The organism is Leptogranulimonas caecicola (assembly GCF_023168405.1).
Classification (GTDB): Bacteria; Actinomycetota; Coriobacteriia; order Coriobacteriales; family Atopobiaceae; genus Leptogranulimonas; species Leptogranulimonas caecicola.
Genome location: NZ_AP025285.1, coordinates 798130 through 823377 on the forward strand (window position 1 = coordinate 798130; position 25248 = coordinate 823377).

The 25248-nt window shown below is 61.3% G+C and carries 26 protein-coding genes; 25 read left to right on the plus strand and 1 reads right to left on the minus strand.

Annotation, left to right across the window (positions count from 1 at the left end; all coding sequences use genetic code 11):
- Positions 1-101 precede the first annotated feature (101 nt).
- Genes def through OR601_RS03505 form a run of 3 tightly spaced genes read left to right on the plus strand, consistent with a single transcriptional unit; the run spans position 102 to position 3020 of the window.
- On the plus strand, positions 102-653 hold the full coding sequence (gene def / locus OR601_RS03495; protein ID WP_265592219.1) for a peptide deformylase: 552 nt from the start codon (positions 102-104) through the stop codon (positions 651-653).
- Positions 654-662: 9 nt separating this feature from the next.
- Positions 663-1580, plus strand: a complete 918-nt coding sequence (gene fmt, locus OR601_RS03500) for a methionyl-tRNA formyltransferase (RefSeq protein ID WP_265592220.1) — start codon at positions 663-665, stop codon at positions 1578-1580.
- Positions 1581-1583: 3 nt separating this feature from the next.
- Positions 1584-3020, plus strand: coding sequence for an RsmB/NOP family class I SAM-dependent RNA methyltransferase (locus OR601_RS03505; RefSeq protein WP_265592221.1), 1437 nt, complete (start codon positions 1584-1586; stop codon positions 3018-3020).
- A gap of 140 nt (positions 3021-3160) precedes the next feature.
- On the opposite strand, the gene OR601_RS03510 is transcribed toward OR601_RS03505, so the two are convergent.
- Positions 3161-3406 (minus strand): FmdB family zinc ribbon protein, encoded by a 246-nt coding sequence (locus OR601_RS03510; protein WP_265592222.1) that lies wholly within the window; start codon positions 3404-3406, stop codon positions 3161-3163.
- 91 nt (positions 3407-3497) lie between these two features.
- Between OR601_RS03510 and OR601_RS03515 the strand changes: the two genes are divergently transcribed.
- The 22 genes from OR601_RS03515 to coaBC all read left to right on the plus strand — a co-directional run bounded on the left by OR601_RS03515 (position 3498) and on the right by coaBC (position 25238).
- Positions 3498-4163, plus strand: a complete 666-nt coding sequence (locus OR601_RS03515) for an HAD family hydrolase (RefSeq protein WP_265592223.1) — start codon at positions 3498-3500, stop codon at positions 4161-4163.
- Entirely contained in the window at positions 4160-4849 is a 690-nt protein-coding gene (locus tag OR601_RS03520; protein WP_265592224.1) for a thiamine diphosphokinase, read from the plus strand. Before OR601_RS03515 ends, OR601_RS03520 begins: the two co-directional genes overlap by 4 nt.
- A gap of 155 nt (positions 4850-5004) precedes the next feature.
- Positions 5005-5376 (plus strand): VOC family protein, encoded by a 372-nt coding sequence (locus tag OR601_RS03525; protein ID WP_265592225.1) that lies wholly within the window; start codon positions 5005-5007, stop codon positions 5374-5376.
- Positions 5377-5455: 79 nt separating this feature from the next.
- Positions 5456-7519 carry an ABC-F family ATP-binding cassette domain-containing protein gene (locus OR601_RS03530; RefSeq protein ID WP_265592226.1) on the plus strand — a complete coding sequence of 688 codons (2064 nt, stop codon included), beginning with the start codon at positions 5456-5458 and terminating at the stop codon, positions 7517-7519.
- On the plus strand, positions 7512-7802 hold the full coding sequence (locus OR601_RS03535) for a hypothetical protein (RefSeq protein WP_265592227.1): 291 nt from the start codon (positions 7512-7514) through the stop codon (positions 7800-7802). The genes OR601_RS03530 and OR601_RS03535 overlap by 8 nt, the downstream gene beginning before the upstream one ends.
- Before the next feature lie 9 nt (positions 7803-7811).
- On the plus strand, positions 7812-8492 hold the full coding sequence (locus OR601_RS03540) for a site-2 protease family protein (RefSeq protein WP_265592228.1): 681 nt from the start codon (positions 7812-7814) through the stop codon (positions 8490-8492).
- Positions 8493-8495: 3 nt separating this feature from the next.
- Positions 8496-9446 (plus strand): segregation and condensation protein A, encoded by a 951-nt coding sequence (locus OR601_RS03545; RefSeq protein WP_265592229.1) that lies wholly within the window; start codon positions 8496-8498, stop codon positions 9444-9446.
- Positions 9443-10144 carry an SMC-Scp complex subunit ScpB gene (gene scpB / locus OR601_RS03550; RefSeq protein ID WP_136012892.1) on the plus strand — a complete coding sequence of 234 codons (702 nt, stop codon included), beginning with the start codon at positions 9443-9445 and terminating at the stop codon, positions 10142-10144. The genes OR601_RS03545 and scpB overlap by 4 nt, the downstream gene beginning before the upstream one ends.
- Positions 10137-10973 carry a pseudouridine synthase gene (locus OR601_RS03555; protein ID WP_265592230.1) on the plus strand — a complete coding sequence of 279 codons (837 nt, stop codon included), beginning with the start codon at positions 10137-10139 and terminating at the stop codon, positions 10971-10973. Before scpB ends, OR601_RS03555 begins: the two co-directional genes overlap by 8 nt.
- Positions 10970-11623, plus strand: a complete 654-nt coding sequence (locus tag OR601_RS03560) for a histidine phosphatase family protein (RefSeq protein ID WP_136012890.1) — start codon at positions 10970-10972, stop codon at positions 11621-11623. Before OR601_RS03555 ends, OR601_RS03560 begins: the two co-directional genes overlap by 4 nt.
- Positions 11624-11684: 61 nt before the next feature.
- Positions 11685-13295 carry a (d)CMP kinase gene (gene cmk, locus OR601_RS03565; RefSeq protein ID WP_265592231.1) on the plus strand — a complete coding sequence of 537 codons (1611 nt, stop codon included), beginning with the start codon at positions 11685-11687 and terminating at the stop codon, positions 13293-13295.
- Between the two features lies 1 nt (position 13296).
- Positions 13297-14178: a 4-hydroxy-3-methylbut-2-enyl diphosphate reductase gene (ispH, locus tag OR601_RS03570; RefSeq protein ID WP_265592232.1), complete on the plus strand. Its 882-nt coding sequence runs from the start codon at positions 13297-13299 to the stop codon at positions 14176-14178.
- Between the two features lie 58 nt (positions 14179-14236).
- Entirely contained in the window at positions 14237-15625 is a 1389-nt protein-coding gene (locus OR601_RS03575) for a DUF512 domain-containing protein (RefSeq protein ID WP_265592233.1), read from the plus strand.
- Between the two features lie 62 nt (positions 15626-15687).
- Positions 15688-17007, plus strand: a complete 1320-nt coding sequence (der, locus tag OR601_RS03580; protein ID WP_265592234.1) for a ribosome biogenesis GTPase Der — start codon at positions 15688-15690, stop codon at positions 17005-17007.
- 6 nt (positions 17008-17013) lie between these two features.
- Complete coding sequence (locus OR601_RS03585) at positions 17014-18096, plus strand: glycerol-3-phosphate acyltransferase (RefSeq protein ID WP_136012885.1); 1083 nt, start codon at positions 17014-17016, stop codon at positions 18094-18096.
- Positions 18096-19163, plus strand: a complete 1068-nt coding sequence (locus OR601_RS03590; protein ID WP_136012884.1) for an NAD(P)H-dependent glycerol-3-phosphate dehydrogenase — start codon at positions 18096-18098, stop codon at positions 19161-19163. Before OR601_RS03585 ends, OR601_RS03590 begins: the two co-directional genes overlap by 1 nt.
- A gap of 14 nt (positions 19164-19177) precedes the next feature.
- Positions 19178-19861, plus strand: coding sequence for a ribulose-phosphate 3-epimerase (gene rpe / locus OR601_RS03595; protein ID WP_136012883.1), 684 nt, complete (start codon positions 19178-19180; stop codon positions 19859-19861).
- Between the two features lie 83 nt (positions 19862-19944).
- A complete protein-coding gene (locus OR601_RS03600; protein WP_136012882.1) occupies positions 19945-21171 on the plus strand; it encodes a cysteine desulfurase family protein in 1227 nt (408 codons plus the stop codon).
- A complete protein-coding gene (gene mnmA, locus OR601_RS03605; protein WP_265592235.1) occupies positions 21168-22235 on the plus strand; it encodes a tRNA 2-thiouridine(34) synthase MnmA in 1068 nt (355 codons plus the stop codon). The genes OR601_RS03600 and mnmA overlap by 4 nt, the downstream gene beginning before the upstream one ends.
- 11 nt (positions 22236-22246) lie before the next feature.
- Positions 22247-23038 carry a Nif3-like dinuclear metal center hexameric protein gene (locus OR601_RS03610; protein WP_136012880.1) on the plus strand — a complete coding sequence of 264 codons (792 nt, stop codon included), beginning with the start codon at positions 22247-22249 and terminating at the stop codon, positions 23036-23038.
- Between the two features lie 81 nt (positions 23039-23119).
- A complete protein-coding gene (locus OR601_RS03615) occupies positions 23120-23827 on the plus strand; it encodes a zinc ribbon domain-containing protein (RefSeq protein WP_265592236.1) in 708 nt (235 codons plus the stop codon).
- A 118-nt stretch (positions 23828-23945) separates the two neighbouring features.
- Positions 23946-25238, plus strand: coding sequence for a bifunctional phosphopantothenoylcysteine decarboxylase/phosphopantothenate--cysteine ligase CoaBC (gene coaBC, locus OR601_RS03620; protein ID WP_265592237.1), 1293 nt, complete (start codon positions 23946-23948; stop codon positions 25236-25238).
- Positions 25239-25248: the final 10 nt, after the last annotated feature.

The window sequence follows — 25248 nt, forward strand, 5'->3', positions numbered from 1 at the left end:
TGCTCAACAGGTAAGAAGGCTCAAATCTCATGGCTTTTCTTAAGAGAGGGGACGAGGTGGGTAAAATGGTGGGGAGAAAAGACTAGTCCCCAAGGAGTGCCATGTCTGCAAAAGATTCTATGCTTGATGAGATTGTGCTGATGGGCGATCCTGTGCTCAAGAGCGAGACGGCGCCCATTGAGACCATCGATGACGAGATCAAAGAGCTGGCCAACCATATGCTTGACGTCATGTATGCGGCAGAAGGCTGCGGGTTGGCGGCGCCACAAATTGGCAAGTCGGTGTCCATGGTGGTCATCGATTGCGATTGGGGCGATGGCACGGCCAAGAATCCCTACGTGCTTATCAACCCCCAAATCATCGAGGCCGACGGCGAGCCTATGATGGGCTCGGAGGGGTGCCTGTCGTTCCCGGGCATCTCGGTGGATGTGGAGCGTCCCAGCCACGTGGTGGTCCATGCACAGAACCTCGACGGCGATACCATGCGCTACGAGGCCGAGGGCTCGCTCATGGCCCGCTGCCTGCAGCACGAGATCGATCACCTGCACGGCGTCACCATGCTGGACCATCTGGGCCCCATGGCCCGCATGAAGGCAAAAGGCCAGGTAGAAGCTGCTATCAAAGAGGGCGTGCGCCCCGGCGAGACCGACTAGGAGATCCCCATGCGCGTGCTTTTCATGGGTACTCCCAATTTTGCGGTGCCCTCGCTAGAGGCCTTGGACAAAAACTTCAAAGTGGTCGCGGCGGTCACTCGACCCGATGCCGTGCGAGGCCGCGGTAAAAAGCTGGTGCCTTCTCCTGTCAAAGTGGCAGCTCAGGAGCGCAACATTCCGGTGATCGAGGCTTCGCGCATCACGCCGGAGGTGCTCCAGCAGCTCAAAGATCTCGCCCCCGACGTCATTTGTGTGGCCGCCTACGGCGCGCTTCTGCCCGACAGTGTTATGGAGATCGCCCCCACAGTGAACGTCCATGGGTCGCTGCTGCCTCGCTGGCGAGGCGCCGCTCCCATCCAGCGAGCCATTCTGGCAGGCGACGAGCGCGCGGGCGTCTCCATCATGCAGGTGGTCCATGAGCTGGATGCTGGAGACTACAGCCTTACCGGTTCAGTGGAAATTGCCGATAAACCCGCCCCCATCCTTATGGACGAGCTGGCACAGTTGGGCGCAGACCTGCTGGTGGATGCCCTTAACGCCATGGAAGCCGGAACACTTGAGTGGCAGGCTCAGGATGAGTCGTTGGTGACCTACGCCCAAAAGATCGCCAAGCAGGAGATGGCGCTGGACCCAGCGCTCACTGCCGCAGACAATGCGCGCAAGGTGCAGGCATCCATGGATGCGGCGCCTTCTCGCGCGGTGGTGGCCGGCAAAGCCTTGCGGGTCATGAGGGCACGGGTTTCTCGGCAGCCAGAGGCTGTGGAGCCTGGCCGCGTAGCTCTGGTGCATAAAGCACTGCTCTTGGGTTGCAGTGATGGGGCGCTGGAGCTCCTTGAGGTGAAGCCCGACGGCAAGCGCGAGATGGACGCGGCTGCCTGGGCGCGTGGCTTGCATGATGTGAAGAATGCTACCTGGGAGAAGATCTAGCCTATGGCCTCCTGCGCTCCTGCGAGAAAAGTGGCGTTGACGGTGGTGTCCAGGGCGAGGCGACGGGATGCCTACGCTCGCGAGCTGCTGCGCGTGGCGCCGGAGATGACTCGGCTTTCGCTTAAGTCGCGGGGGCTTGCGTCTCGGTTGGTGCTGGGCACCTGCGCCTGCGTGGGGCAGCTGGACGATGTGCTGGACCGTTATGTGGCAAAGCCCAAGGGGCTGCAGCCTCGGGTGCGGGATGCGTTGCGGCTGGCCTGCTTTGAGCTGCTGCATCTGGATACTGCCACGCAGGTGGCGGTGTCTCAGGGCGTGGAGCTGGTGCGCGACGTGGCGCCTCGGGCAGCGGGGCTGGCCAATGCGGTGCTTCGCCGTGTGGCGGCAGAGGAGCGGCCGCGGGTGCGCGCCGCGAAGGACGCAGTGGAAGCCTGCGTGGCCAATGGGGAAGTCATAAGCGACGAGCTGTTGGCGGCGGCTTCGGGCATGCCGGAGTGGCTGGCCGCCACCATCAAGGCGTCTTGGGGAGACGTGAGAGCGGCTCAGGTGGCCTTGTCCCAGTTGGAGCCTGCTCCGGTGTGGGTGGCCACCAACACGGGAGTCACTACGCCTGAGGCAGCCTTCGCCAAGCTCCAAGAGGCGCAAACGGCGCCGGTGCCCATTGCGCTGCCAGGATCGTTCTTGCTGGAGAAGCCCGCGGCGCTCAATGGCAGCGGGCTTATTGGCAGCGTGAATGTGGTGGTGAGCGATCTGGGCTCGCAAATGGTGAGCCGCATTGGCGCTCCGCAGCCGGGGTCCAGCCTGCTTGAGGTGGGCCAAGGCCGCGCCACCAAAACGCTGCTGTTGGAAAATGCGGCGGCTTCGCTGGGCGGCGCTGCCTCTATCGTGGCGGTAGATGTATCAGAGTCTAAAGTGCGTCTGGCTACCGAGCGTGTGAGCCACGGCTGGGAAGCATCGGTGCTCTCGCTTGCCTACGACGCCACTAAACTGGCAGACTATGCGTTGCCTCCGGAGCTAGATCGCACTTTTGATACGGTGTTTTGCGATGTGCCTTGCTCGGGCACGGGCACCATGCGCAGGCATCCAGAGATACCCTGGACGCTCAAGCAAGAAAACTTGGGACCAACAGGGCTGCCTCAACTCCAATGGTCCATCCTCTGTGCAGCTGCCCATCGCGTGAAGGCAGGAGGCACGCTCATCTACGCCACCTGCTCCATCTGCACTCAGGAAGACCAGGCGGTGCTGGACGCCTTTTTGAATACGCCGCTCGGCAGCCAGTTCGAGGTGGCCAATGTGTGCGATGCTCCCGGTGTGGCAGGGGCGCCCGAGCCCTTCCAAGAGCTGGTGGCCTCCCACACCACCCCTGAGGGTTACTTCTGCAGCATGCCGGCGCTTTTGGGGCCAGACGGCCACTTTGCCGCCAGGCTCATTCGGCGCTCCTAGGCGCTTGCGAGTACGGGTGTTTGCGGATCCATAAATAGGCGCCGCTGCTAAGAACCGCTTCCTACGTGAGAGGGAGGCGCTTCTTAACAGCGGCAGGCACGGCGCAGCGTGTGGGAAGCCAGGTTGGCTGGCGCAGCGGGTTAGCTGGCGCAGTGGGAGCAGTCGCCGCCGGAGCAGCTGTCGCAATGGCTGGCGCTCTTGGTAGAGGAGTCTCGCTGGTCGGTGTTGTAAAAGCCGCTGCCGGTAAAGGCGATGGCGCTGGGCTCGAAGACGTGCTCGCACACCTCGCCGTCGGCAGGGCACAGGATCTCCGGCTTTTCTCCCATAGGGTGCTCTACCTCGAAGATGAGGCCGCATTTGGGGCAGCGGTAGTCGTAACGTGCCATACCAGTCCTTTCATAAAAGTTCTTAAACCCTCTCAAGATACCCCTTTGAGCTACAGTTCTTAAGAGACGAATGCGCAAGAGAGGGAGTTCTATGGACATTCAAGGAATGATATTTGACATGGACGGCACCTTGTTGGACTCCATGGGCATGTGGCGCACCATCTTTCCTGACTATTTCTCTCGCTATGTCTCCCCAGAGCAGGCAGAGGCCCATATGGCAGAGGCTGAGACCATGAACATGGACACCTCCCTGGCACTCTTTGTAAAGACCTACTCTGTTCCCGCCACGGTGCAAGAGCTCAAGCGTGGGCTCATCGCCCGAGCTAAAGAAGGCTATGCCGCTCAGAAGCTCTTGCCGGGCGCCAAAGACTTCTTGGATCAGGTGGCTTCCGCGCACATCCCCATGGCCATCGCATCATGCACAGAGCTTGAGCTGCTGGACTATGCTCTGGACTGCTTTGGGCTCACCGGTTACTTTGATGCGGTTTTCTCGGCATCTATGGGCTACCCCTCCAAGAGCTCGCCCGACATCTATCTGGCCGCCGCAGAGGCCCTAGGCACAGATCCCGGCGTCACGCTGGTGGCAGAGGATGCCCTGGTGGCTGCCGCCTCTGCCAAGGGCGCGGGCTTCGAGACGCTAGGGCTCCACTGGCCGTCCAGCCGCTTTAGCCCCCAGGACATGGGCGAGGTCTGCGACGTGGTGCTCACCTGCGGCTGGCCGGGAGTCACTTTCGACGCCCTGCGCTCCCTCTCATGAGCGCTGCGCCCGTTAAGCATGAAGCCCTCGTTGTCCTGGTAGCGGGCTCGCCGGAGCCCACGGATTTGGCGCATGTGGCCCAGCTTTGCAGCCAGGCTCGCTACGTCATCGCTGCCGATAAAGGCTACTCCTGGTGTCGTCGCGCACAGGTGGTGCCCCAGCTTTATGTGGGGGATAGCGACTCGGTGGAGCCAGAAGATCTGGCTGCCTTGGAATCCAGCGGAGTAGCCCGGGTGGACCTCTCCTGGCACAAGGACATGACAGACTTGGAAGTGGCCTTTGAGCAAGGGGAGGCCTGGGCTGTCCAGAAGGGCGCGTCCCCGCATTTTGTAGTGCTCTGCGCGTTGGGTGGCCGGCTGGACCATGAATTGGCGGTCTTGGGAACCTGTAGGCGTTATAGCCGCTGGGCTATCGATCTTATAGGAGCCACCCAAAAGGTGCAGCTTGTCGCGCCGGGGGCTCGCGAAGAAGTGAGGGTGGGGGAGCCGGGAGAGGTGCTCTCTGTGGTGCCTCTTGCAGACAACACCTCCATCTCTGAGGAGGGCTTCGAGTGGCTGCTGGACCACCACGTCATGGATGCCCTGAGCGATCGGGGGATTTCCAATATCGTGCGAGCTTCTGCAGGTGCCGTGGTGAGGTGCCACGGAGGCTGCGCGGCCGTCATTCAAAGCCTGCGGGAGCGCTAAACTAAAAGTTCATGGCCATTTGGGGCTGTCGGCTTGTGTGGGCTGGGCAAGCACGGGTGCGCATAGGGGGATGCCTTCCTTTTTTTGTCGGGCACGGCTGTTGCTGCATCTCTGGCCATAGATAGACAACCATCGACGGGCAAGGAGGCCGCCCTATGGATACGCAAAAGACACCCCAGGAGCTCTTTGGCCTGAGGCTCGCCCACGTGGGCATCAATGCTGCCGATGAGGTGGAAGCAGCCGCGATCGCCCAGCTCTTCTCCTGCCTCATGGGCCTGGAGACCCGTGAGACGCCGGTGTCGCTCTTTAGCGACACCATGGTGGAGATCATGAAGCAGCCGGGCCGCGGCGAGCGCGGCCACATCGGCTTTCATGTGGACGATATTCCCGCGGCAGAAAAGTGGTTTGCTGCCCGCGGCTTTGCCATCGACGAATCCAGCCGCCGCCTTCTGCCTTCAGGCGAGACCCAGCTGGTCTACTTTGAGCAGCCTATCGGCGGCTTTGCCATCCATCTCACCTGTGACTAGCAAGGGCTTGCGGCCGGGCTTCTCGGCAGCCCTAAGGCCTTCCTGCTCGGGTACTTACTATAGAAAGTGATTTAGCTCCGTGATCCTTCTCATCGACAAAGTGGCCAAGTCCTTTGGCCCTCAGGCGCTCTACTCCAACGCAACCATGCAGCTCAACGCAGGCGAGTCCTGGGCTCTGGTGGGCCCTAACGGCGCCGGCAAGACCACGCTGCTAAAAATTGTGATGGGCTTGGAAACGCCGGACGAGGGAACCGTCGCCTTTGCCAAGGGCGCCACGGTGGGCTATCTGGAGCAGGAGACCCAACTGGCCGGCAAGGACACGGCCCTTGAAGAAGTGATGTCTTCTGCCACAGAAATCCAGCACTTGGGCGAGCGCATCTCAGAGCTGGAGCTTGCCATGGCTTCCGAGAAGGACTCCGTTCGCCTCCAGCAAGCCATGGACGAGTATGGGCGCGCCCGCGACCGCTTCGAGGCGGCCGGCGGCTATGAGCTGGAGAGCCGGGCCAGGCAGATCTTGTGTGGCCTGGGCTTTCCGGTGGAAGACCTGGACAAGCCGGCGCTGGAGTTTTCTGGCGGCTGGCAGATGCGCATCTCGCTGGCCAAGCTTTTGCTGCGCCACCCAGACGTGCTGCTGCTGGACGAGCCCACCAACCACCTGGACCTGGAAAGCGTCCAGTGGTTCGAGTCGTTCTTGTCTTCCTACGACGGCGTGGTGCTCATCGTCTCCCACGACCGCGCCTTCATGGATGCCTGCGTGGACCACGTGGCGGCTCTGGAGAACCGCCAGCTGCGCACCTATACGGGCAACTACTCCGACTACCTGCGCCAGCGCGAGGCCAACCTGGAGCAGCTGCGCGCCAAGCGTGCGGCTCAGGAGCGCGAGATCAACCACATGCAGGTCTTTGTGGACAAGTTTCGCTACAAGCCCACCAAGGCCAAGGCGGCCCAGGAGCGCATGGCGCGCATCGAGGCCATCAAGCGCGAGCTGGTGGTGCTTCCAGAGCAGTCCAAGAAGGTGCACTTCAGATTCCCTGAGCCTCCGCGCACTGGCGACATGGTGGTCAAGGTGGACCACGTGCGCAAGGCCTTCGACGACAACGTGGTCTACGAGGATGCAGACCTCACCCTCTACCGGGGCGACCATGTGGCCCTGGTAGGTCCCAACGGCGCAGGCAAGTCCACCCTCATGAAGCTCATCTGCGGCCATCTGGCGCCCGACGCCGGCTCCATCGAGCTAGGCAAAAACGTGGAGCTTGCCTACTATGCCCAGCACCAGCTGGAGGAGCTCAACCCTGCAAACACCGTGCTGCAAGAGATCGACGGCGTGGCTCCCAGCTGGACCACCTCCCAAGAGCGCCAGCTTTTGGGCGCCTTCCTGTTCCACGGCGACGATGTGGAGAAGCGCGTCTCCATGCTCTCCGGTGGCGAGCGCGCCCGTTTGGCCTTGGCCAAGATGATCGTGTCGCCAGACCCGCTGCTCTGCCTGGACGAGCCCACCAACCACTTGGACATCGACTCGGTGCAGGTATTAGAAGAAGCCCTGGTGGAGTTCGACGGCACCATTGTGCTCATCTCCCACGACGAGCATCTGGTGCGCGCCGTGGCCAACAAGATCGTGGATGTGCGCGACGGCCAAGTGACCGTCTACGACGGCGACTACGACTACTTTATGTTCAAGCGCGCCGAGCTGGAGGCGCGCCGGGCTGAGGAGGCTGCCGCTGGGGACACGAGCATTGCCGCGGGCTCTCGCAACGTGGTGGCCATTGGCGCCAAGGCTCCTAAAGCTGCAGGTGGCCAGGGCGAGTCCTTCTCGGCAGCCGAGAAGGACGCGGCCAAGCCCGCTGGACGCAATGTGAAGACCAAAGAGCAGCGCCGGGCCGAGGCCGAGGCCAGAAACGCCCGCAACAAGAAGCTGGCAGGCACCAAGAAGCGCCTGTCCCAGGTGGAAAAGGCGCTGGCGAGCTCCCAAGCCCGTTACGACGAGCTTATGGCGCTCATGGCCTCAGAAGAGCTCTACAACAATGCAGAGAAGTTCGACGAGGCCATGAAGGAGTATTCGGCCCTCAAGAAGAAGCTTCCGGCGTTAGAAGAGGAGTGGCTGGAGCTCTCCGCCCAACTGGAGGAGGCGCAGCAGGATGATTAGGCGTCTTTTCTCGGCGCTTTTCAGAATGGCGGCCTATCTGGCCCGCATCGTAGCCATCCTTCTCTCTGGTTTGGTGGTCATCTTGTGCTTGGGCACTGCCACCAATCTAGGGGTGGTGGGGGTCATCATGACGCTCAACGGCATGGTGCCCTCGGCCATCTCGGGCATGCTGGTGATCCCCACGCCTTTGGGCGGCGCCTTTCGCGGCGACTTCGCGCTTTTGGCCATCGCCCTCTTTGTGGTGGATTGGGCCTGCCTGCGCATCGCCTCGGCGCTCAGGTAGGGAGGTGCCATGGGATTGTTTAGTGTCTCTGACGTCCTTCAGGCTGCCATCACCGTGCTGGTGGTGATGCTGGCCGCCACCATTCACGAGGTGGCCCACGGCTATGTGGCCTACCTCTGCGGCGACCCTACCGCCAAGGAGGCTCACAGGCTGTCGTTGAACCCTCTGCGCCATATCGATCCTTTTGGCTCTCTCATCCTGCCCTTCATCATGGTGCTTCTGGGAGGGCCGGTCTTTGGCTATGCCAAGCCGGTGCCCTACAACCCTTATCGGCTGCGCAAAGTGCCTCGGGACGAAGTGTTGGTGGCGCTGGCGGGCCCTGCCTCCAACCTGCTGCAAGCGGCGGTGGCGGCCCTCGTCTTCCATGGGCTTTATGACTTTGCACCCCAGGTGCTCAACGGCGCGCCCGTCGTGCTGGAGATTCTTCTTGATTACGTATGGGTGAACCTCATCCTGTGCTTCTTCAACCTCATTCCCTTGCCCCCGCTGGATGGCTCCCATGTGATCACTGCCTTTTTGCGGGGGCGCGCCCGGGCCGCCTACGACCGCATCCAGCCCTACACCATGGCCATCCTGCTGGTGGTGCTCTACATGCTGCCGGAGTTCTTCCACATAAGCCCCCTTTCCAGCTACTTTGATGTCACCGCAGGGCCCATCTACGACCTGCTGATCTTTGGAGGGCTGGCCTAACCCATGTCTTATCATGTGCGCACTCAAGCCTTCTCTGGCCCCTTCGACTTGCTCTTGGCCCTGGTGAACCGCCAGAGGCTCGACATAGGCGCCATCTCCATCGCCCAGGTGGCAGACCAATACCTGGCCGAGGTGGAGTCCATGGGTCAGATGGATCTGGAGGTTGCCTCAGACTTTGTGTTGGTGGCCTCCACGTTGCTGGAGATCAAAGCGGCCTCCCTTTTGCCTCAAGAAGGGGAGAAGCTCACCTCGTTGGACGAGGAAGACGAGGACTTTGAGGATCTGGATCCCCTCCAGAGCCGCGACGTGCTGGTAGCTCGCCTTATGGCCTACAAGCAATTTCGCAATGCCGCGGCTGCACTGGGCGCCCGCATGGAGCTGGAGGCCCGCATGCATCCGCGCACCACGGGGCCAGACCCGGAGTTTTTGGGCATCATGCCGGACTTCTTGAAAGACGTCACCCTCTCTGGCCTGGCGGTGCTCTGTGCAGACTTGGACTCCCGTCGCGAGTCTATGTTGCTGGAAGCCGAGCACATCGCCCCCAAGCGCCTGCCTGTGGCCCTTACCGTGGCCTCGGTGGACCGTCAGGTGCGCTCTCACAAAGCTCTCACCTTTGACGATCTTTTGGCAGGGTCGCGCAGCCCGGAGACCGTGGTGGTGACCTTCTTGGCGGTGCTGGAGCTTTTTAAGGCCGGTGCCATCACGGTGTCGCAGCAGGAGCCTTTTGGCGATATCGCCATCGCCCACATCGAGGGGGCCGCTCCCTACGAGCCCCCGGCAGAGGCGGTGGCAGAGATAGAGAACACCCTCCAAGAAGCCGTCGAGCGCGACGAGTTGGAAGCCTTGGGCGAAGAGGCGCTGGCAGACAAGCTGGCTGCGCTGGCTCAGGCGACCCATCGAGAAGCCGTATTGGAAGACCTGGCGGCGGCCTTAGAAGAAAGCGAGGAGCAATGACAGAGGAGCTTTCGGCCCTTTCTGACGACTCTCTCAAAGGATGCATCGAGGCGCTGCTGCTGGTCTCGGTAGACCCGTTGCCTGCCACTACAGTCTCCCGCATCCTTGGGATCACCCCCGGCGAGGCCGTAAGCGCCTTGGCAGACCTCTCCGCCGAGTACCAGGATGCCAACCGCGGCTTCCAGCTGCGTCAAGTGGCAGGTGGCTGGCGTCTGGCCACCCATCCGGCCTACCACGACCAGGTAGAGGCTTTGGTGGCTTCCTGGGACACCCGCAAGCTCTCTCAGGCAGCTCTAGAGACTCTGGCGGTCATCGCCTACCATCAGCCGGTGAGCCGCGAGGGCATCCGTGCGGTGCGCGGCGTGAACTCCGACGGCGTGGTGGCCTCCCTCATGGACAAGGGCCTGGTGCGAGAGGCAGGCCGCGAGCGCGACCGAGGCCACGCCGTCCTTTACGGCACCACCCAGGCCTTCCTGGAGCGCTTTGGCCTGGCATCCATCAAAGGCCTACCGCCCTTGGAAGACTTCGCTCCCGACGAGGCCTCCCGCCAGTTCATCTTGGAACGCCTGAGTGGAAGGCCCGCCATGGTGCCTCTGGACGATGAGGACGAGCTCGAAGATGCCGAGAAGGACGAGCCCTCAGAGTCCCTCTTCTCTGCGCTCTTGGACCCGGAGGACCAGGAGGACGATGATGAGTGAGGCTCCTGAGAGACCCAAGGACCATCCTCGTACCATGCGCCTCCAGCGCTTCTTGGCCCGGGCGGGCGTGGCCAGCCGCCGAGGCTCAGAAAACCTCATGACTGCCGGGCGCGTGCAGGTCAACGGCCAGGTGGTGACCCAACTTGGCTCCAAGGTGGATCCTGCCAAAGACGTGGTTACCGTCGACGGGGTGCGCTACGACCTGTCATCAAAGCCGGTCTCGCTCATCTTGAACAAGCCCCCTCGCATGATCACCACCATGGATGACCCCAAGGGGCGCGCCTGCGTGGCAGATATCATCCCCAAGGACCGTTATCCAGGGATCTTCCCGGTGGGGCGTCTGGACAACGACACTACGGGCCTCCTGCTCTTCACCACCGATGGCGACCTGGCCCAGGCGCTGCTCCATCCCTCCCAGGAGAAGCCCAAGACCTACCTGGCCCTCATACAGGGGGCTTTGAGCCCTAAAGCTATCACCCAGCTGGAGGCTGGCGTTGAGTTGGAGGACGGCATCACCGCTCCAGCGGCCGTTGAGCCCATGGACCCTCAAGACCCCAGAAGGGCCAAAGTAGCCCCAGATGGGGTGCCTGCGGGCTTCTCGGTAGTGGCCCTGACCATTCATGAGGGCAAGAAGCACCAGGTAAAAAGGATGTTTTCTGCGGTGGGCCACCCGGTGGCGGCGCTCCATCGCGAGAGTTTTGGCCCGCTGGAGCTGGGAGAGTTGCCCCAAGGCCGGTGGCGTCTGGTGACTCCGGACGAGCAAGCGGCCCTCGACATGGTGGTAAAAGCTGCTTCAGAGGAAGTTTCTGGCTGGAAGGATCGCTCATGAGCGAGGTTCTTTTTATGCGCCACCCCGAGACACTGGGAAATGTGGCCAATGTCTATTCGGGGCGCGTGAACGTGGAGCTCTCAGACGCGGGTGCTCGCCAGTGTGCTCGGGCGGTGCAGGCGCTGGTGGCCTGGAAACCCGATCGCATCATCACCTCGCCCTTGGTGCGCTGCCGCTCCATCGCCTACGGAGCGGCCCTCTGCCTAGGGATGCAGCCTCAGGTGGATGAGCGCTTGATCGAGATCGACTTTGGCGCCATAGAAGGGCTCACCTCTGTTGAGGCCAAAGAGTTGGGCTACCGCTTCCCCTGGCCAGTAGATGCTCAAAGCCGATCACATCCAGCGCCACGGGGCGAGTCCTTCGAGCAGATTCTGGGGCGTGCCCAGAGCTTTTTGGACGTGGCCGCCCGGTTCCAAGGGCGTGTGGCCTGCGTCACCCATGGCGGCTTTACTCGGGCTCTTTTGGGCGCTGCCTATGGGATGGATCTGGACCGCTTTTGGGACATGGTCATAGGCAACGTGTCCTCTCAGATCTTTGTGGGCAGAGGAGACGGCTCGCCTCTGCAGTTGGCAGCCATGGGCTTAAGCCCCGAGGAAGTGGCGGCTCGCGGCTGCGCCTATGCAGCCCTCGTGGATGGGCCTCACAACTAGTAACGGGGTAGGATACTTAAGAACTACTGCCTAGAAGGCCTGCAAGATAAGGAGTCTCTTCATGATCGTAGCTATCGACGGCCCTGCTGGTTCGGGCAAATCCACCGTGGCCAGGGCGCTGGCTGCCCGAGAGGGCTTTGTCTACTTGGACACCGGAGCCATGTATCGTGCAGTGACCCTCAAGGTGCTCAAGGCCCAGGTCCCTGTGACAGAGACCGCCCGGGTGGCCAAGCTCGCTCAGGAGGCCGTCATCGAGTTCGTGCCCGGCGCCCCTGGCGAGGCTCCCCAGGTCATGCTCGATGGCAAGGACGTCACTGCTGCCATCCGCACCGCCCAGATAGACCAAAACGTCTCTGCGGTGGCTTCGGTGCCTGCAGTGCGCCAGGCCATGGTGGCCCAGCAACGGGCTATCGCCAAAAACATCGACATCGTGGCCGAGGGCCGCGACATGGGCACCGTGGTCTTCCCTGACGCCCAGGTCAAGGTGTTCCTTTCGGCAGACGCCGCCGCCCGCGCCTGGCGCCGCACCATAGAGCGCGAAGGCGGCAATGCCGCCCAACCCGGCGCACAGGTCAAAGACCAGGCTCTCTATGAGAGCGTGCTCGAAGACATTCAGTCCCGCGATGCTCAGGATGAGGCCAACGCCGCATCTCCGCTCCATCCGGCTGCCGACGCCACGCTCCTCGACTCCACTCGCATGGCACCTCAGCAGGTTGTGGATGCCATTGCCAACCTGGTGGCCTTGGCTCAAGCACGCCAGGCTGCCATCGCCAGCGACAACGCCGCAGCTTCTCAGCCTTCCGCTGCCGAGAAGGACGCGCCTTCTCAACCTGCCAGCACTCAGGCTGCCCCTGGGGCCAGCGGCTCTGACGCCACCAAGGCCAAAGATGCTGGCGCGACCGGTGCAAAAGCTCCCAAGACCAAGTCTGGTCAGGCGCCTATGAGGCCTTTCCACAACACCTTTGATGACTACTATGACCACGGCATGCGCGAGTTCCCCCTGCCTGCCCGTTGCGTCTTCAACGTGGCCGCAGGCCTCATCTACGGGTTCTCGCGCCTCTATTGGCCCTGGGACTACGAAGGCGGCCAGCAGCTCATCGACGAGCTCAAGGAGCGGGAGCTGGGCACCGTTATGGTGATGAACCATGTGTCGATGGTGGAGCCGGTGATCACCGTGGTCATGTTCTGGCGCCAAGGCCTGAGGATCCGTCCGGTGTTCAAACAGGAGTTCAACAAGAACGACCTCATGCGCTGGGTCTTCTCCCGTGTGGGCGGGATCCCTGTGGATCGAGGCACCGCAGACCTCAAGGCGGTGCGTCGCTGCCAGCGGGCTTTGAAACGCGGCGAGTCCATCCTCATCTATCCAGAGGGCACGCGCATCCGCGACGATGACGGCAAAGCTCCCATCCATGGTGGCTTTGCACTTATCGCGCAGATGGCCAAAACCGATGTCACTCCTTCTGCCGTTATCGGCGTGCGCGACGTGACGCCCGAGGGCGCCCATATCCCGCGCCCCCATCGCGTGCATTTCAAGGTGGGCGCCCCTCTTAAATTTGGCGCACTGGGAGTCAAGGGGCGCAAAGCGCAGCTGGAGGCCATGGAGGCCAAGGCCATGGACAAGGTCTTCGAGCTCAGGGCCCAGCTGCGCCGTGACTATCCCGGAGAGTGGTAGGATGCCAAAAATCGAGGTCGCCAGCCATGCAGGGGCCTGCTTTGGAGTGGGTCGCGCCTTGGAGCGCGTAGAGAAGATCTTGGATGGCCCAGCGGCGGTGCACACCTTAGGCCCGCTCATCCATAATCCTGCCACGGTGGAGTCGCTGGAACGTCGAGGGGCCACAGTGGTGGATGAGTCTTCTATCGAAGATTTGCATCCCGGCGATGTGCTGGTGCTTCGCACCCACGGCGTGGTGCCTCAGGTGGTGAATCGCGCCAAGGCAGCTCATCTGCAGGTATTGGATGCTACCTGCCCCTATGTGAAAAAGGTGCACCACGCTGCCCAGAGGCTGGCAGCCTCTGGCAGGCAGGTGGTGGTGGTAGGGGAGGCGGGCCACCCCGAGGTCGACGGCATTCTAGGCCATGCCCCCGGCGCCTGCGTGGTGGGCTCTGCGGAGGATGCAGCCGCCGTGCCTCTGGAACGTCCCATTGGACTCGTGGTGCAAACCACCCAGAATCGCCAGCTGCTGGAGGCCGTAGTAGCGGCGCTCAAAGAGCGTGGGGCCAACGTGGAGGTATGCGATACCATCTGCGAGGCCACTTCCGAACGCCAGCAGGCTGCCCGCGAGTTGGCCGCCCGTGCTAACACCATGGTGGTCATAGGTGGGCGCAACTCGGCAAACACCACTCGCTTGGCAGAGATCTGCGCCGCTCATACCGCCACCCACCACATCGAAGATGCCCAAGAGCTGGATCCTGCCTGGTTTAGTGGGGCAGAGCTTATCGGCATTACTGCAGGAGCCTCTACTCCCAGTTCTCAGATCAAGCAGGTGGTAGAGACCGTCGCCCAGATGACAGGGGCCCAAGAGGTGGAGACCGAGTCCCAGGTCTCTGGCACATAGTAGGGTGCACTATAGAAAAATGCAGATGCGCCCCAATAAAAATGAAGGAGTAACAGGCATGGCAGAGCAGCAGCGGGCCGATTACGGCCGCGAAGACATCCCCGAGTTGGGCGCTCGGGTGGCTCAGGTGGAAAAGGGCAGTCCTGCCTGGGAGGCCGGCCTTGAGCCGGGCATGATCGTGCGCACGGTCAATGGGACCCTGCTGGACGACATCATCACCTGGCGCTGGGAGACCGCAGATGACGAGGTGCAGCTCGAGGTAGAGGTGCCGGGTGAGGAAGGGGTTTTCTCGGCAACGTTGGAACGCCAGCTGGGAGAACCCTGGGGCCTAAGCTTTACCGACGTCCTCTTCGATGGCGTGCGCACCTGCAAGAACGCCTGTGTCTTTTGTTTCATGGCCATGTTGCCCAAAGGCCTTCGCGACTCGCTCTACCTGCGCGACGACGACTACCGCCTGAGCTTTTTGCAGGGCAACTTTGTGACCCTCACCAACGTGGACGACAAAGACCTGCAGCGCATCCTGGATTTGCGCCTGGAGCCCATGAACGTGTCGCTCCATGCGGTGAGTCCTGAGGCCCGTACCAAGATGATGGGCAAAAACCAGGCTCGGGGCCTGGAGGTGCTCGAAGCCCTTTGTGAGGCAGGCATCGAAGTCCATGCCCAGATAGTGCTCTGCCCCGGCCTTAACGACGGCGACGAGCTCATTCGCACCTTGGACTTTGTGGAGGCCCATCCCACCATCACCTCGTTGGCCATAGTGCCCATGGGCTACACCAAGCACTCGCCATTCACCAAGTCATACTCTGACGACCCGGCCTCAGCTCGTGCCGTCATCGCCCAGGTAGAACCCTATCAAGCCCGTTCGCGCGAAACCACCGGCGCCACGCGCTTCCAGCTCTCAGACGAGTTTTATGTGGCAGCCAACGTCGCGGTGCCCCCAGCCCAAGACTACGACGGCTATCCTCAGTACTACGACGGTATAGGCATGCTAAGGAGTTTCATAGACGATACCGGCGCTGTCATGGAAACCATGGCAGACCAGCTCGTTGCTGTGGGCCATGCCTTGGAGGAGCGCGACGAGGAGCTGTTGGTGGTGTGCGGTAAAGCTGCCGAGAAGGTCTACCAAGAGTACTTGGCGCAGACCCCTTGGGCCCAAAGATCTGCTGCCTTCGCCATTCCCAACGACTACTTTGGGGGAGACGTCAATGTCACCGGACTCATCGTGGCCCAGGACCTTTTGAAGTATCTGCCCCAAGACCTCCATCACAAAGTGGTGGTGCTGCCCCAGCTCATGCTCAACTTCAATGACAACACCTTGGACGGCATGAGCGCCCAAGAGGTGCTCGACGAGCTCTCCTGCCGCGGGGCAGACGTCCTCTTTTTGACCACCCTTCCTCAAGAATTGTTGGAGGGTCTCTTTAATCACCTGGTGCGCGATCGCAGCTAGGCTGCGAAAAGGGCATACTATCAACGCTTGGTTGATCGCGCTTAAAGAAAGTGAGCCTTCCTATGCCAAAGCCCATCGTCGCCATCGTAGGTCGCCCTAATGTGGGCAAGTCTACCCTGGTAAACCGCATAGCCCAAAAGCATGAGGCTATCGTCCATGAGTCCCGTGGCGTAACCCGTGACCGTTCCTACCACGAGGCCGACTGGAATGGCGTCGATTTCGTGCTTATCGACACCGGCGGCATCGAGTCTGCCAAGAGCGAGGATGTCTTTTCTAGCCGCATCCGCTCCCAGGCGCTGGCGGCGGCAGACCAAGCAGACGTCATCCTCTTTGTCTGTGACGGCCGCACGGGCGCCACGGAGGAAGATGAGGCGGTGGCTCGCATCCTGCGCAAGAGCGGCAAGCCGGTGTTTTTGGCGGTCAACAAGGTGGATGACCCCTCAGACGAGAGCGCTCTCTGGGACTTCTACTCTTTAGGTCTGGATAACCCCTATCCCATCTCGGCGCTTCATGGCACAGGCACCGGCGACTTGCTGGACGGCCTGGTGGCAACCTTCCCTGAGGGCGGCTCTTCTGACCAAGACTATGGCGACGTCACCAACATCGCCATTATCGGCCGTCCAAACGTAGGCAAGTCTTCGCTGGTCAACCGCATCTGCGGCACGGATCGCTCTATCGTGAGCGATGTGGCAGGCACCACCCGGGATGCCGTGGACGTGGTGGTGGAGCATGAGGGAGAGCGGTTTCGCCTGGTAGACACCGCCGGTATGCGCAAGCGCTCGGTGGTCCATGAAGACGTGGAGTACTACTCCATGGTGCGCGGCCTTCGTGCCATCGACGAGGCAGACATTTGCCTTCTGGTCATCGATTCTTCTGAGGGGATGACCGAGCAAGACCAAAAGATCGCTGCCATGGCTATCGAGCGGGGCTGCGGCCTGGTGATCTTGCTCAACAAGTGGGACCTCATGGACGAGGAGCAGAAGCGCGAAGATTGCCTCATGAGCGTGGAGCGCCGTCTCGACTTTGCCCCCTGGGCCCCCAAGCTAAGGATCTCTGCGCTTACAGGACGTTCTGTTTCAAAGATCTGGGCCATGGTCGATAGGGTACGTACCAATCGCGCGACGGTGATTCCCACCGCCAAGCTCAACGACCTTTTGCAGCAGTTGCGCGAGACCGGCCATACCGTGTCAAAAGACCGCAAGCGCCTCCGGGTGCTCTACGGCACGCAAACCGGCGAGAAGCCCCCGGTGTTCACCTTCTTCTGTAACGCGCCTGAGCTGGCTGAGGACAACTACCGCCGCTACCTGGAAAACCGCCTGAGGGAAACCTTTGACCTCGAGGGCACGCCAGTGCGCCTCAGGTTCCGTAGGAAGGACGCGTAAAGGTCTATGAACACCGGTTTAGTCATTGCGACGCTACTTATCATGCTCGCCGCCTATTGTATCTGCGGCATTCCCTTTGGCCTCATCTTTTCGAGCCGCAAGGGCGTCGATGTGCGTACCAAGGGCTCTGGCAACATTGGCACCACCAATGTGGCGCGCGCGGTAGGTGGCGGAACGGCTGCCCTCACGCTGCTCTGCGATGCCGGCAAGGGCTTCATCTCCACCTGGCTGGGTGGCTGGATCTTGGCCGAGCTCTTCTTTGGCGGAGACCCCTCGCTTCTGGCTCCCGACGCCGCCTATGGCTGGTGCATGGGCTGCATCTTCCTTGCGTGCATCTGCGGCCATATCTTCTCGCCCTACCTGCACTTTCGTGGTGGTAAGGGCATTGCGGTGGGCTTTGGCGCCGCACTGGGCTTCTCCTGGCCAATCGCCCTGGGCCTTCTGGTGTGCTGGGGCCTATGCATGGCTCCCTCCCGTCGCGTGAGCGTAGGCTCAATCGCGGCGGCCGTTGCCCTGCCGTTCTTGAGCTTTTTCATCTACTACCCGGTAACCTGGGCTTTTGAGGTGCCCATGATCCTCATTGCCCTCATTGTGGTCTGGGCCCATCGCGACAACATCAAGAAGCTTCGTGACGGCAATGAGGCTCCCATGGCCTTTGCCAATGATGCCCAAGATCAAGAGGATACTCTTGCTCCCGAGCCCGCGACCAAGGCTGTCGCCCAAAGCGCTGCTGCCAAAGACGCGGTGACGCAAACTGGCGGTATCCCTCGCGATACCCCGCTCGAGCAAGAGGAGCGCGCCATTGTAGACGCAGACGCCAAGGAGGCAGGCCCCGATTCTGTGGCTGCTGTCCAAGAGGCCGCTCAAGAAGCCGCCGAGAAGGACGCGCAATCCCTTCCTGAGGCAGGTAAGGGGCTCGTCTTTGGTGACGAGGAGAAGGTGAGCGAAGCGGTAGATGATGCTGCTGCCGCCTTGGAAAAGAGTGCGCAGGCCCAGGAAGCGCAGGCTCAAAAGATAGACGAAGCTGCCGCTCAAGAAGAGGCTCACGTGGCCAAAGAGATGGGCGATGCGTCTAAGGACGTGCGCTAATGGTGGCGCGCATCAGTGATGTCAAGGGTCCGGTAGTGCAAAAAGTGGCCGTCATTGGCATGGGCTCTTGGGGCACTGCAGCTGCTGGCATGGTAGGCAGGCGTTGCCTCGAGGTGGTGGGCTGGGCTCACGAAGAAGAGGTGGCCAAGGGCATCACTCGCCATTCGGTGAACCCCCTCTACCTGTCAAACTACCAGTTGCCCCCCAATGTAGTTGCCACAACTTCCCTCCAAGAAGCCTTGAAGGGAGCCCAAGCAGTGGTGCTTTGCGTTCCTTCTGCTTTCATTCGCGCCACTGCCCGCCAGATGGCTCCTTATCTGGCGGAGGATGTGCCTGTGGTGGTGCTCACTAAGGGCATCGAGCCAGGTACCTGTATGCTTATGACCCAGGTGGCTGCAGATGAGCTGGGTGGCCAAGAGCGCCTTGCCTGCTTGAGCGGTCCTACCCATGCCGAGGAAATCTGCCAAGGTAAGCCTGCCGCTGCGGTCATTGCTGCTCATAAGCCAGAGGTGGCCCGGCTCTTCCGCGAACTGTTCCTGTCTCCTGCCTTCCGCGCCTATGTGGGCGAGGATATGGTGGGTGTCGAGGTATGCGGCGCTGTGAAGAACGTGGTGGCCATTGCCTGCGGCATTTCTAAAGGCCTTAACTTGGGGGATAATACCATCTCGGTATTGATGACCCGCGGCCTTGCAGAGATTGGCCGTCTGGTGGCTGCCATGGGTGGAGACCCTCTCACCTGCATGGGCCTTGCCGGTATGGGCGACCTTATCACCACCTGCACTTCGCCTCACTCGCGCAACCGCACCTTTGGCACTCAGCTGGTAGAAGGGGAGACTCTGGAGAGCTACCAGGCACGCACCCACATGGTGGTGGAAGGCGCTGCCTCGGTGGTCTCCGCTCATGAGCTGGCTCAGAACCTGGGAGTGGATATGCCTGTGGTCTCGGCTGTCTATCGCGTGCTCTATGAACACTCAGCGCTTCAAGATGAGATGTGGCGTTTGCTTGACCGTAGCCCCTATGATGAGTTCTATGGCATGGATACTGCTCAGGCCTCGCCTCTGTCCTAGAAAGGATATGTCCTATGGAATTCACGGATACCTGCGGGATCGCCCCTTCCATTTTGTCCGCCAACCAACTCACCCTGGGTGAGGACTTGGACTCCATCGCGACCGCAGACGTCATTCACGTGGATGTCATGGACGGCCACTTTGTGCCCAACGTAAACTTTGGGCCTTCGCTGGTGGCGGCCGTAAAGCAGGGCACCTCCTTACCGGTAGACGTGCATCTTATGGTCTCCAATCCAGACGACACTTTAGGCGGGTATCTGGATGCTGGTGCAGACTACGTGAGCTTTCATATGGAAGCCGCTCGTCACGCCCACCGCATGGTGTCTCAAATCAAGGCAGCTGGCGCCAAGGCAGCGGTGGCACTCAACCCGGGCACTTCACTGGCCTCGCTCGATGCCATCCTGTCGGATCTCGATATGGTGCTTCTCATGACGGTTGACCCTGGCTTTGGCGGCCAGTCGTTTATCGACAACTGCCTGCCAAAGATCCAAGAGCTGTCCCATATGTGCAAGGTCCGCTGCCTATCTCCCATTATCGAAGTAGACGGCGGTATCAAAGCTTCCAACATCGCCCAGGTGGCACAAGCTGGAGCCACGCTCTTTGTGGCGGGCTCCTCGGTCTTTGGCGCCCCTGATCGCGCTGCCGCCATCCAAGAGCTTCGCCAGCTGGCAAATGACGCTACCGCGCTCCATGCCTAAGGGCTTCTGCCACTTACTTTTGCGCCGGTCTGCCGCAGTGTAGGCCGCGCCCTTTCTATGAGTTCGACTTCTCAAGGACTTCTATGACCGTTTCGTCCTTTGTGTACCTTGACTACGCCGCCTCCGCGCCCCTTCGCCCGGAGGCAGTGGCAGCTCGATCTGCCTATGAGGCGCTGCCCTGTGCCTGCGCCAACCCCAATTCGCTCCATACCCTGGGTCGCCAAGCCGCCTCTCACTTAGAGCAGGCTCGCCGAACCTTAGCCAAATGTCTGAGCGGGGGCTTTCGACCCATGGACGTGGCCTTTGCCGGTGGTGGCACAGAGGCCAACAACCTGGCAGTGATCGGTTTGGCAGAGGGCTGCCGAGAAGCCCATCCCTCCCGGCGTCGGGTGCTTTTGGGGGCTACCGAGCACGACTCGGTGTTGGACCTGGTCTCGCCCCTCAAAGCCCGAGGCTTTGAGGTGAGTCTGGTAGCGCCTCATCCAGATGGCTCCATAGACGCTGCCTCCCTTGAGTCCCATCTGTCAGATGACGTGGCCCTGGTAAGCCTCATGGCGGCCAACAACGAGACGGGCGTGGTGGCAAACCTCCCAGAGCTCGCCGCGGCCGTCCATGGTGCGGGGGCACTCTTTCACAGCGATGCCATCCAAGCCTTTGGGCGCATTCCTTTGGACCTTTCTGGGGTAGATGCGGTGACTCTGGCAGGTCACAAGATCGGCGCTCCTGTAGGCACTGCGGCTTTTGCCATCAAAAATCGTACTCCCTATAGGCCGCAGTCCTTTGGCGGCGGTCAAGAGGGCGGCCGTCGGCCAGGCACGCAAGACGTAGCAGGGGCCTGTGCCCTGGCTGCCACGGCTGCCTATTGCATGGAGCATCTGAGCCAGGTGCGCCCCCTGGTGGCCTCTCGAGCTCGCCATGTCTACCAGCGTCTTTGTGCTCCTGGCACCCATATTGTGCCCACGGCGGGCACTGCGGTGGGAGATGACAGGCTGCCTGGCGTGGTCTCGGTGATGGTGGAGTCCTATGAGTCGGAGCAGCTCATCTTGGAGCTGGATAACCTGGGTTACGAGGTGTCTGCGGGCTCTGCCTGCAGCTCTGGCTCCCTCGATCCTTCCCACGTGCTCTCTGCCATGGGTATAGGCCGCACCTTGGCATTGGGCTCGCTGCGCATCTCCTTTGACGAGCGTGTGAGCCTCGAAGAGCTGAACGGCTTTTGCGACGCATTGCTGGCCATCGTGGCCAAGGCGCACCCCACCTGTGCAAAGAACGATGTGGCAGGGTTTTGCAGGAGCCAAGGAAGCCGTCCATGAAGGTGGTAGTGGGCCTTTCTGGAGGGGTGGACTCCAGCTGTGCGGTGGCTCGTCTCAAAGAAGCAGGCCATGAGGTGGTGGCAGCCACGCTGCTCATGCAGCAGGGCGATGTCTCGGTGCCCTCCAAAGAGTCTTTGGCCCAAGCTCAGGAGCTTTGCGGCACGTTGGGAGTCCCTTTCATAGCCCGGCCCATGGATGAGGCTTTTTCTCGGCAGGTGTTGGATCCTTTTGTAGACGCCTATCTTTCGGGAAAGACGCCCAGTCCCTGCGTGGCATGCAACCGCTATGTGAAGGTTGCAGGGCTAATGGCCATCGCCGACGAGGTAGGGGCAGACAAAGTGGCCACAGGCCACTACATCTCGCTGATAGAAGGCGAAGACGGGCAGGTGCGGTTGGCACGCGGCGCCGATAGGGCAAAGGATCAAAGCTATTTTTTGTGCCAGCTGCCGCCGGAGTGGGTGCCAAGGCTCATGGCTCCTTTGGCTGCCAGCACCAAAGACCAGGTGAGAGCCTATGCCAAAGAGGCATCCCTCAAGGTGGCAGAGGCGCCGGACTCCCAAGGGGTGTGCTTTGCGCCTCAGGGAGACTACCGGGCCTTCTTGGTCTCGCGACGCCCGGACGCCTTCGAGCCTGGAGACATCGTGAATGAAGAGGGCCAGGTAGTGGGACATCATTCTGGTGTAGCGGGTTTCACGGTAGGGCAGCGTAAGGGGCTTGCCATCACCGATGGCGCTGGGCCCTACTTTGTGACCTCGGTGGATGCCAGTGCGCGCCGGGTGCAGGTGGCTCGGCAAAAACCACCCCGTACCACCAGCTTTTTGGTGGGAGACCTGGTAACCACCATGGATCTTTCAAGCTTGGATCCCTCGCAGCTGAGCGTCCAAACCCACTATCGGGCCTATGCGGTGCCGGCTTGCGTGAGAGCTTTAGGCGACGGGCTATGGCAGGTCCAGGTGGAGGAGCCGGGCATTCTGGGAGTGCCGGGACAGACGGCGGCCTTCTACCAGGGCGACGTGGTAGTGGGCGGCGCTACCATAGAAGATGAGAGACCCATTGATGACTAGAGGGGAAGCCCATGCGCGTTAAAGACATCGAGGCGTTGCTCTACCAGCGTTTTCCAGCCCATCAGGCGGAGGGCTGGGACCACATTGGGCTTTCGGTGGGAGACCCTGGTGCCAAAGTCACAGGCATCGCCTGTGCGCTGGACCCTCTGCCCCAGACCATCAAGGATGCCAAAGACCAAGGGTGTAATGTGCTGGTCACCCATCACCCGGCATATCTGGATGCGCCTCGTCTCATTACCCCTGAGGCTGCCACCTCGTCGCTGGCTGCCCAGAGCATTTGGTGCGCCATCGAGCATCAGGTCTCTCTCATCGCCATGCACACCAACTTGGATCGCTCTTCGGCAGCCCTCACGCTGCCCTCGCAGCTCACCGGTTTCCCCTTCATGGGCAGGCTCCAGGCCCCCGACGGTTATGGATGCATTCTTGACGCCACGGGCTTCACGCTGGCTCAGGTAGCCGAGCGTTTTGGCCATGCTTATGGCGCCATACCCACCATCTACGGGCAGGCAGACCGTCCTATAGCCAAGGTGGGATTCTCCTCAGGCTCTCTGGGAGACATCGGTCTGGACGCCGTGGCTGCCGGCTGCGACGCTGTGGTCTCTGGGGAAGCGTCCTATCATCGCATCCTGGACCTTACGGCCAGAGGATGCGAGGTTATACTGTTGGGGCACGATGTCTCAGAGCTGCCCTATGCGCAACTTTTGGCGCTTACCCTGGCAGACCTAAGCCTGCAGGTGCCGGTGGTAACCTTGAGCGAGTCGGCCCGCTGGAGCTTGCTGCTCGACAGCGACGCGGTAGGTTAGGCAGTGCGGGTTTCTCGGCTAAGGCGTCTCAATCGTGCACTCTACAACGGCATGCACCAGAATCGAAGGGGAGATCGTCCAATGACAGAGTCAGAAGCGCTTTTGAGCCTCCAGGAGATCGACCTTGAGATTAAGCGTTTAACCAAAGAAGCTGCGGCTCTGCCTCAGAAAGCCAGGATCGAGGCTGGCCGTGCAGCTCGTAAAAAGGTGGATTCAGAGCTGCTCAAGATCGTGGGCCAGCGCAAAGACGTAGAGATGGAGATCGACGAGCTGGCGGCCAATCGGCGCGCGTTGGAAGGCCAGGTGAACGCCGCTTCCAAAGATGCCCAGGTAGCAGACCACAGGGCAGCGTTGGATTTGGAGAATCGCTTGGACATGTTGGCCAAGCAGATCGAGAAGATAGACTTTCAAACCAACTCCCTGATCGAGCGACTGGAAGTGGTGGAGCGTGCCGAGAAAAACGCCCATGCCATCCAGCAACGTTTGGACGGCGAGCTGGTGAGTTTGGCCACCTCGCTCAAGGAGACGCTGGAAGACATCAACAACCAGCTGACGTCGCTCAAGCGCAAGCGCCAGGTGACGCTGACGCAAATCAGCCCTGAGCTGCAGCTGCGCTACAACCAGACAGTGGAGCGCCTAGGGCCTTTGGCCGTGGAGACGCTCATGGGCAACGAGCCTTCGGCCTGCCGGGTGAAGCTGCAGCCAGCCACCTACTCCGACCTCAAGCGGCGGGCAGAGCCTATCGACGAGTGCCCCTACTGCCATCGCATCTTGATCACAGAGTTCTAACGGTTTTGGCAAAGGCAGTGCTTCCAGAGGGGCACTGCCTCTTTTTTATGGCAGGCTCTGGGGTACTAAACGCTTAATCATCACGAGCGATTCCAAAGGAAGCGAGGGCATAGGTCCTATGAATATTTTGTTGGGAGTCACCGGGTGTATCGCTGCCTATAAGGCAGCCGAGGTCTGCCGTGGCCTGCAAAAAGCCGGACACCAGGTGCGCGTCACCATGACTCAGAGCGCCACAGAGTTTGTGGGGGAGGCCACCTTTGCAGGACTTACCGGTGAGGCGCCTGCTACCTCGGTCTTCAATTGGGGCGCGTCGCCCATTCCCCATGTGGAGCTCGGACGCTGGGCAGACCTCATGCTAGTGTGTCCCTGCACCGCCAACACGTTGGCAAAGCTTGCCTGGGGTCTGGCGGACGACTGCCTAACCTCCTGTGCTCTGGCGCTTACGGGCACGCTGGCGGTGGCCCCGGCCATGAACGTGCACATGTGGCAAAATCCGGCTACCCAGCACAACCTCCAGGTGCTCGAAGAGCGCGGCGTCTGTATCGTCGGCCCCGATGCTGGCTATCTGGCCTGTGGCGAGGTTGGTCAAGGCAAGCTGGCTCCTGTGGATGACATCGTGCAGGAGACCTTGGCGATTCTGAACGCCCAAGAAGAACAAAAGGCCCAGGAAGGCACCGCTGATCCTGGTGGCGGGGCGCCGTTGCCGGCAGCTCCAGCCCAGCTTGGCGGTCAGGCGACTCCTCCTTCGCTGACAGGCGCCCATGTGCTCATCACCGCAGGTCCTACCCATGAGCCCATCGATCCGGTGCGCTATATCTCCAACCGCTCCTCGGGCAAGATGGGCTATGCCTTGGCTCGCTCGGCGCAGACGGCAGGGGCCCAGGTGACGCTGGTCTCTGGGCCCGTGAGCCTGCCTGTGCCCGTTGGCGTGGAGTGCATCCAGGTGGAGACGGCTCAGCAAATGTATGAGGCGGCTATGAAGCTGGCCAACTCCGGCGATATCGATGTGGCCATCTGCGCCGCTGCGGTGGCAGATTACACACCGGTGGCCCCGGCAGATCACAAATTGAAAAAGTCGGAGGAGCATCTGGACACCATCTCGCTCAAAGAGACTCATGACATCCTGGCAGAGCTTGCCGCCTGCCAAGAGGTGCCGGTGGTTATTGGCTTTGCCGCAGAGACCAACGACCTGGTGCCGCACGCAACCAAAAAGCTGGAGTCCAAGGGCAGCGACCTTATCGTGGCCAACGACGTCTCCCGCCAAGACTCCACCTTTGGCTCATCCACCGATGCGGTGACCTTGGTGTGGCCCGATCACATCTGCGAGCTTCCCCTCATGACCAAAGACGACGTGGCTGCCTCCATCATCGAGGTGGCTGCAGACCTTCTGGCCGAGAACAACCCCCTCTAACCTGGGGATC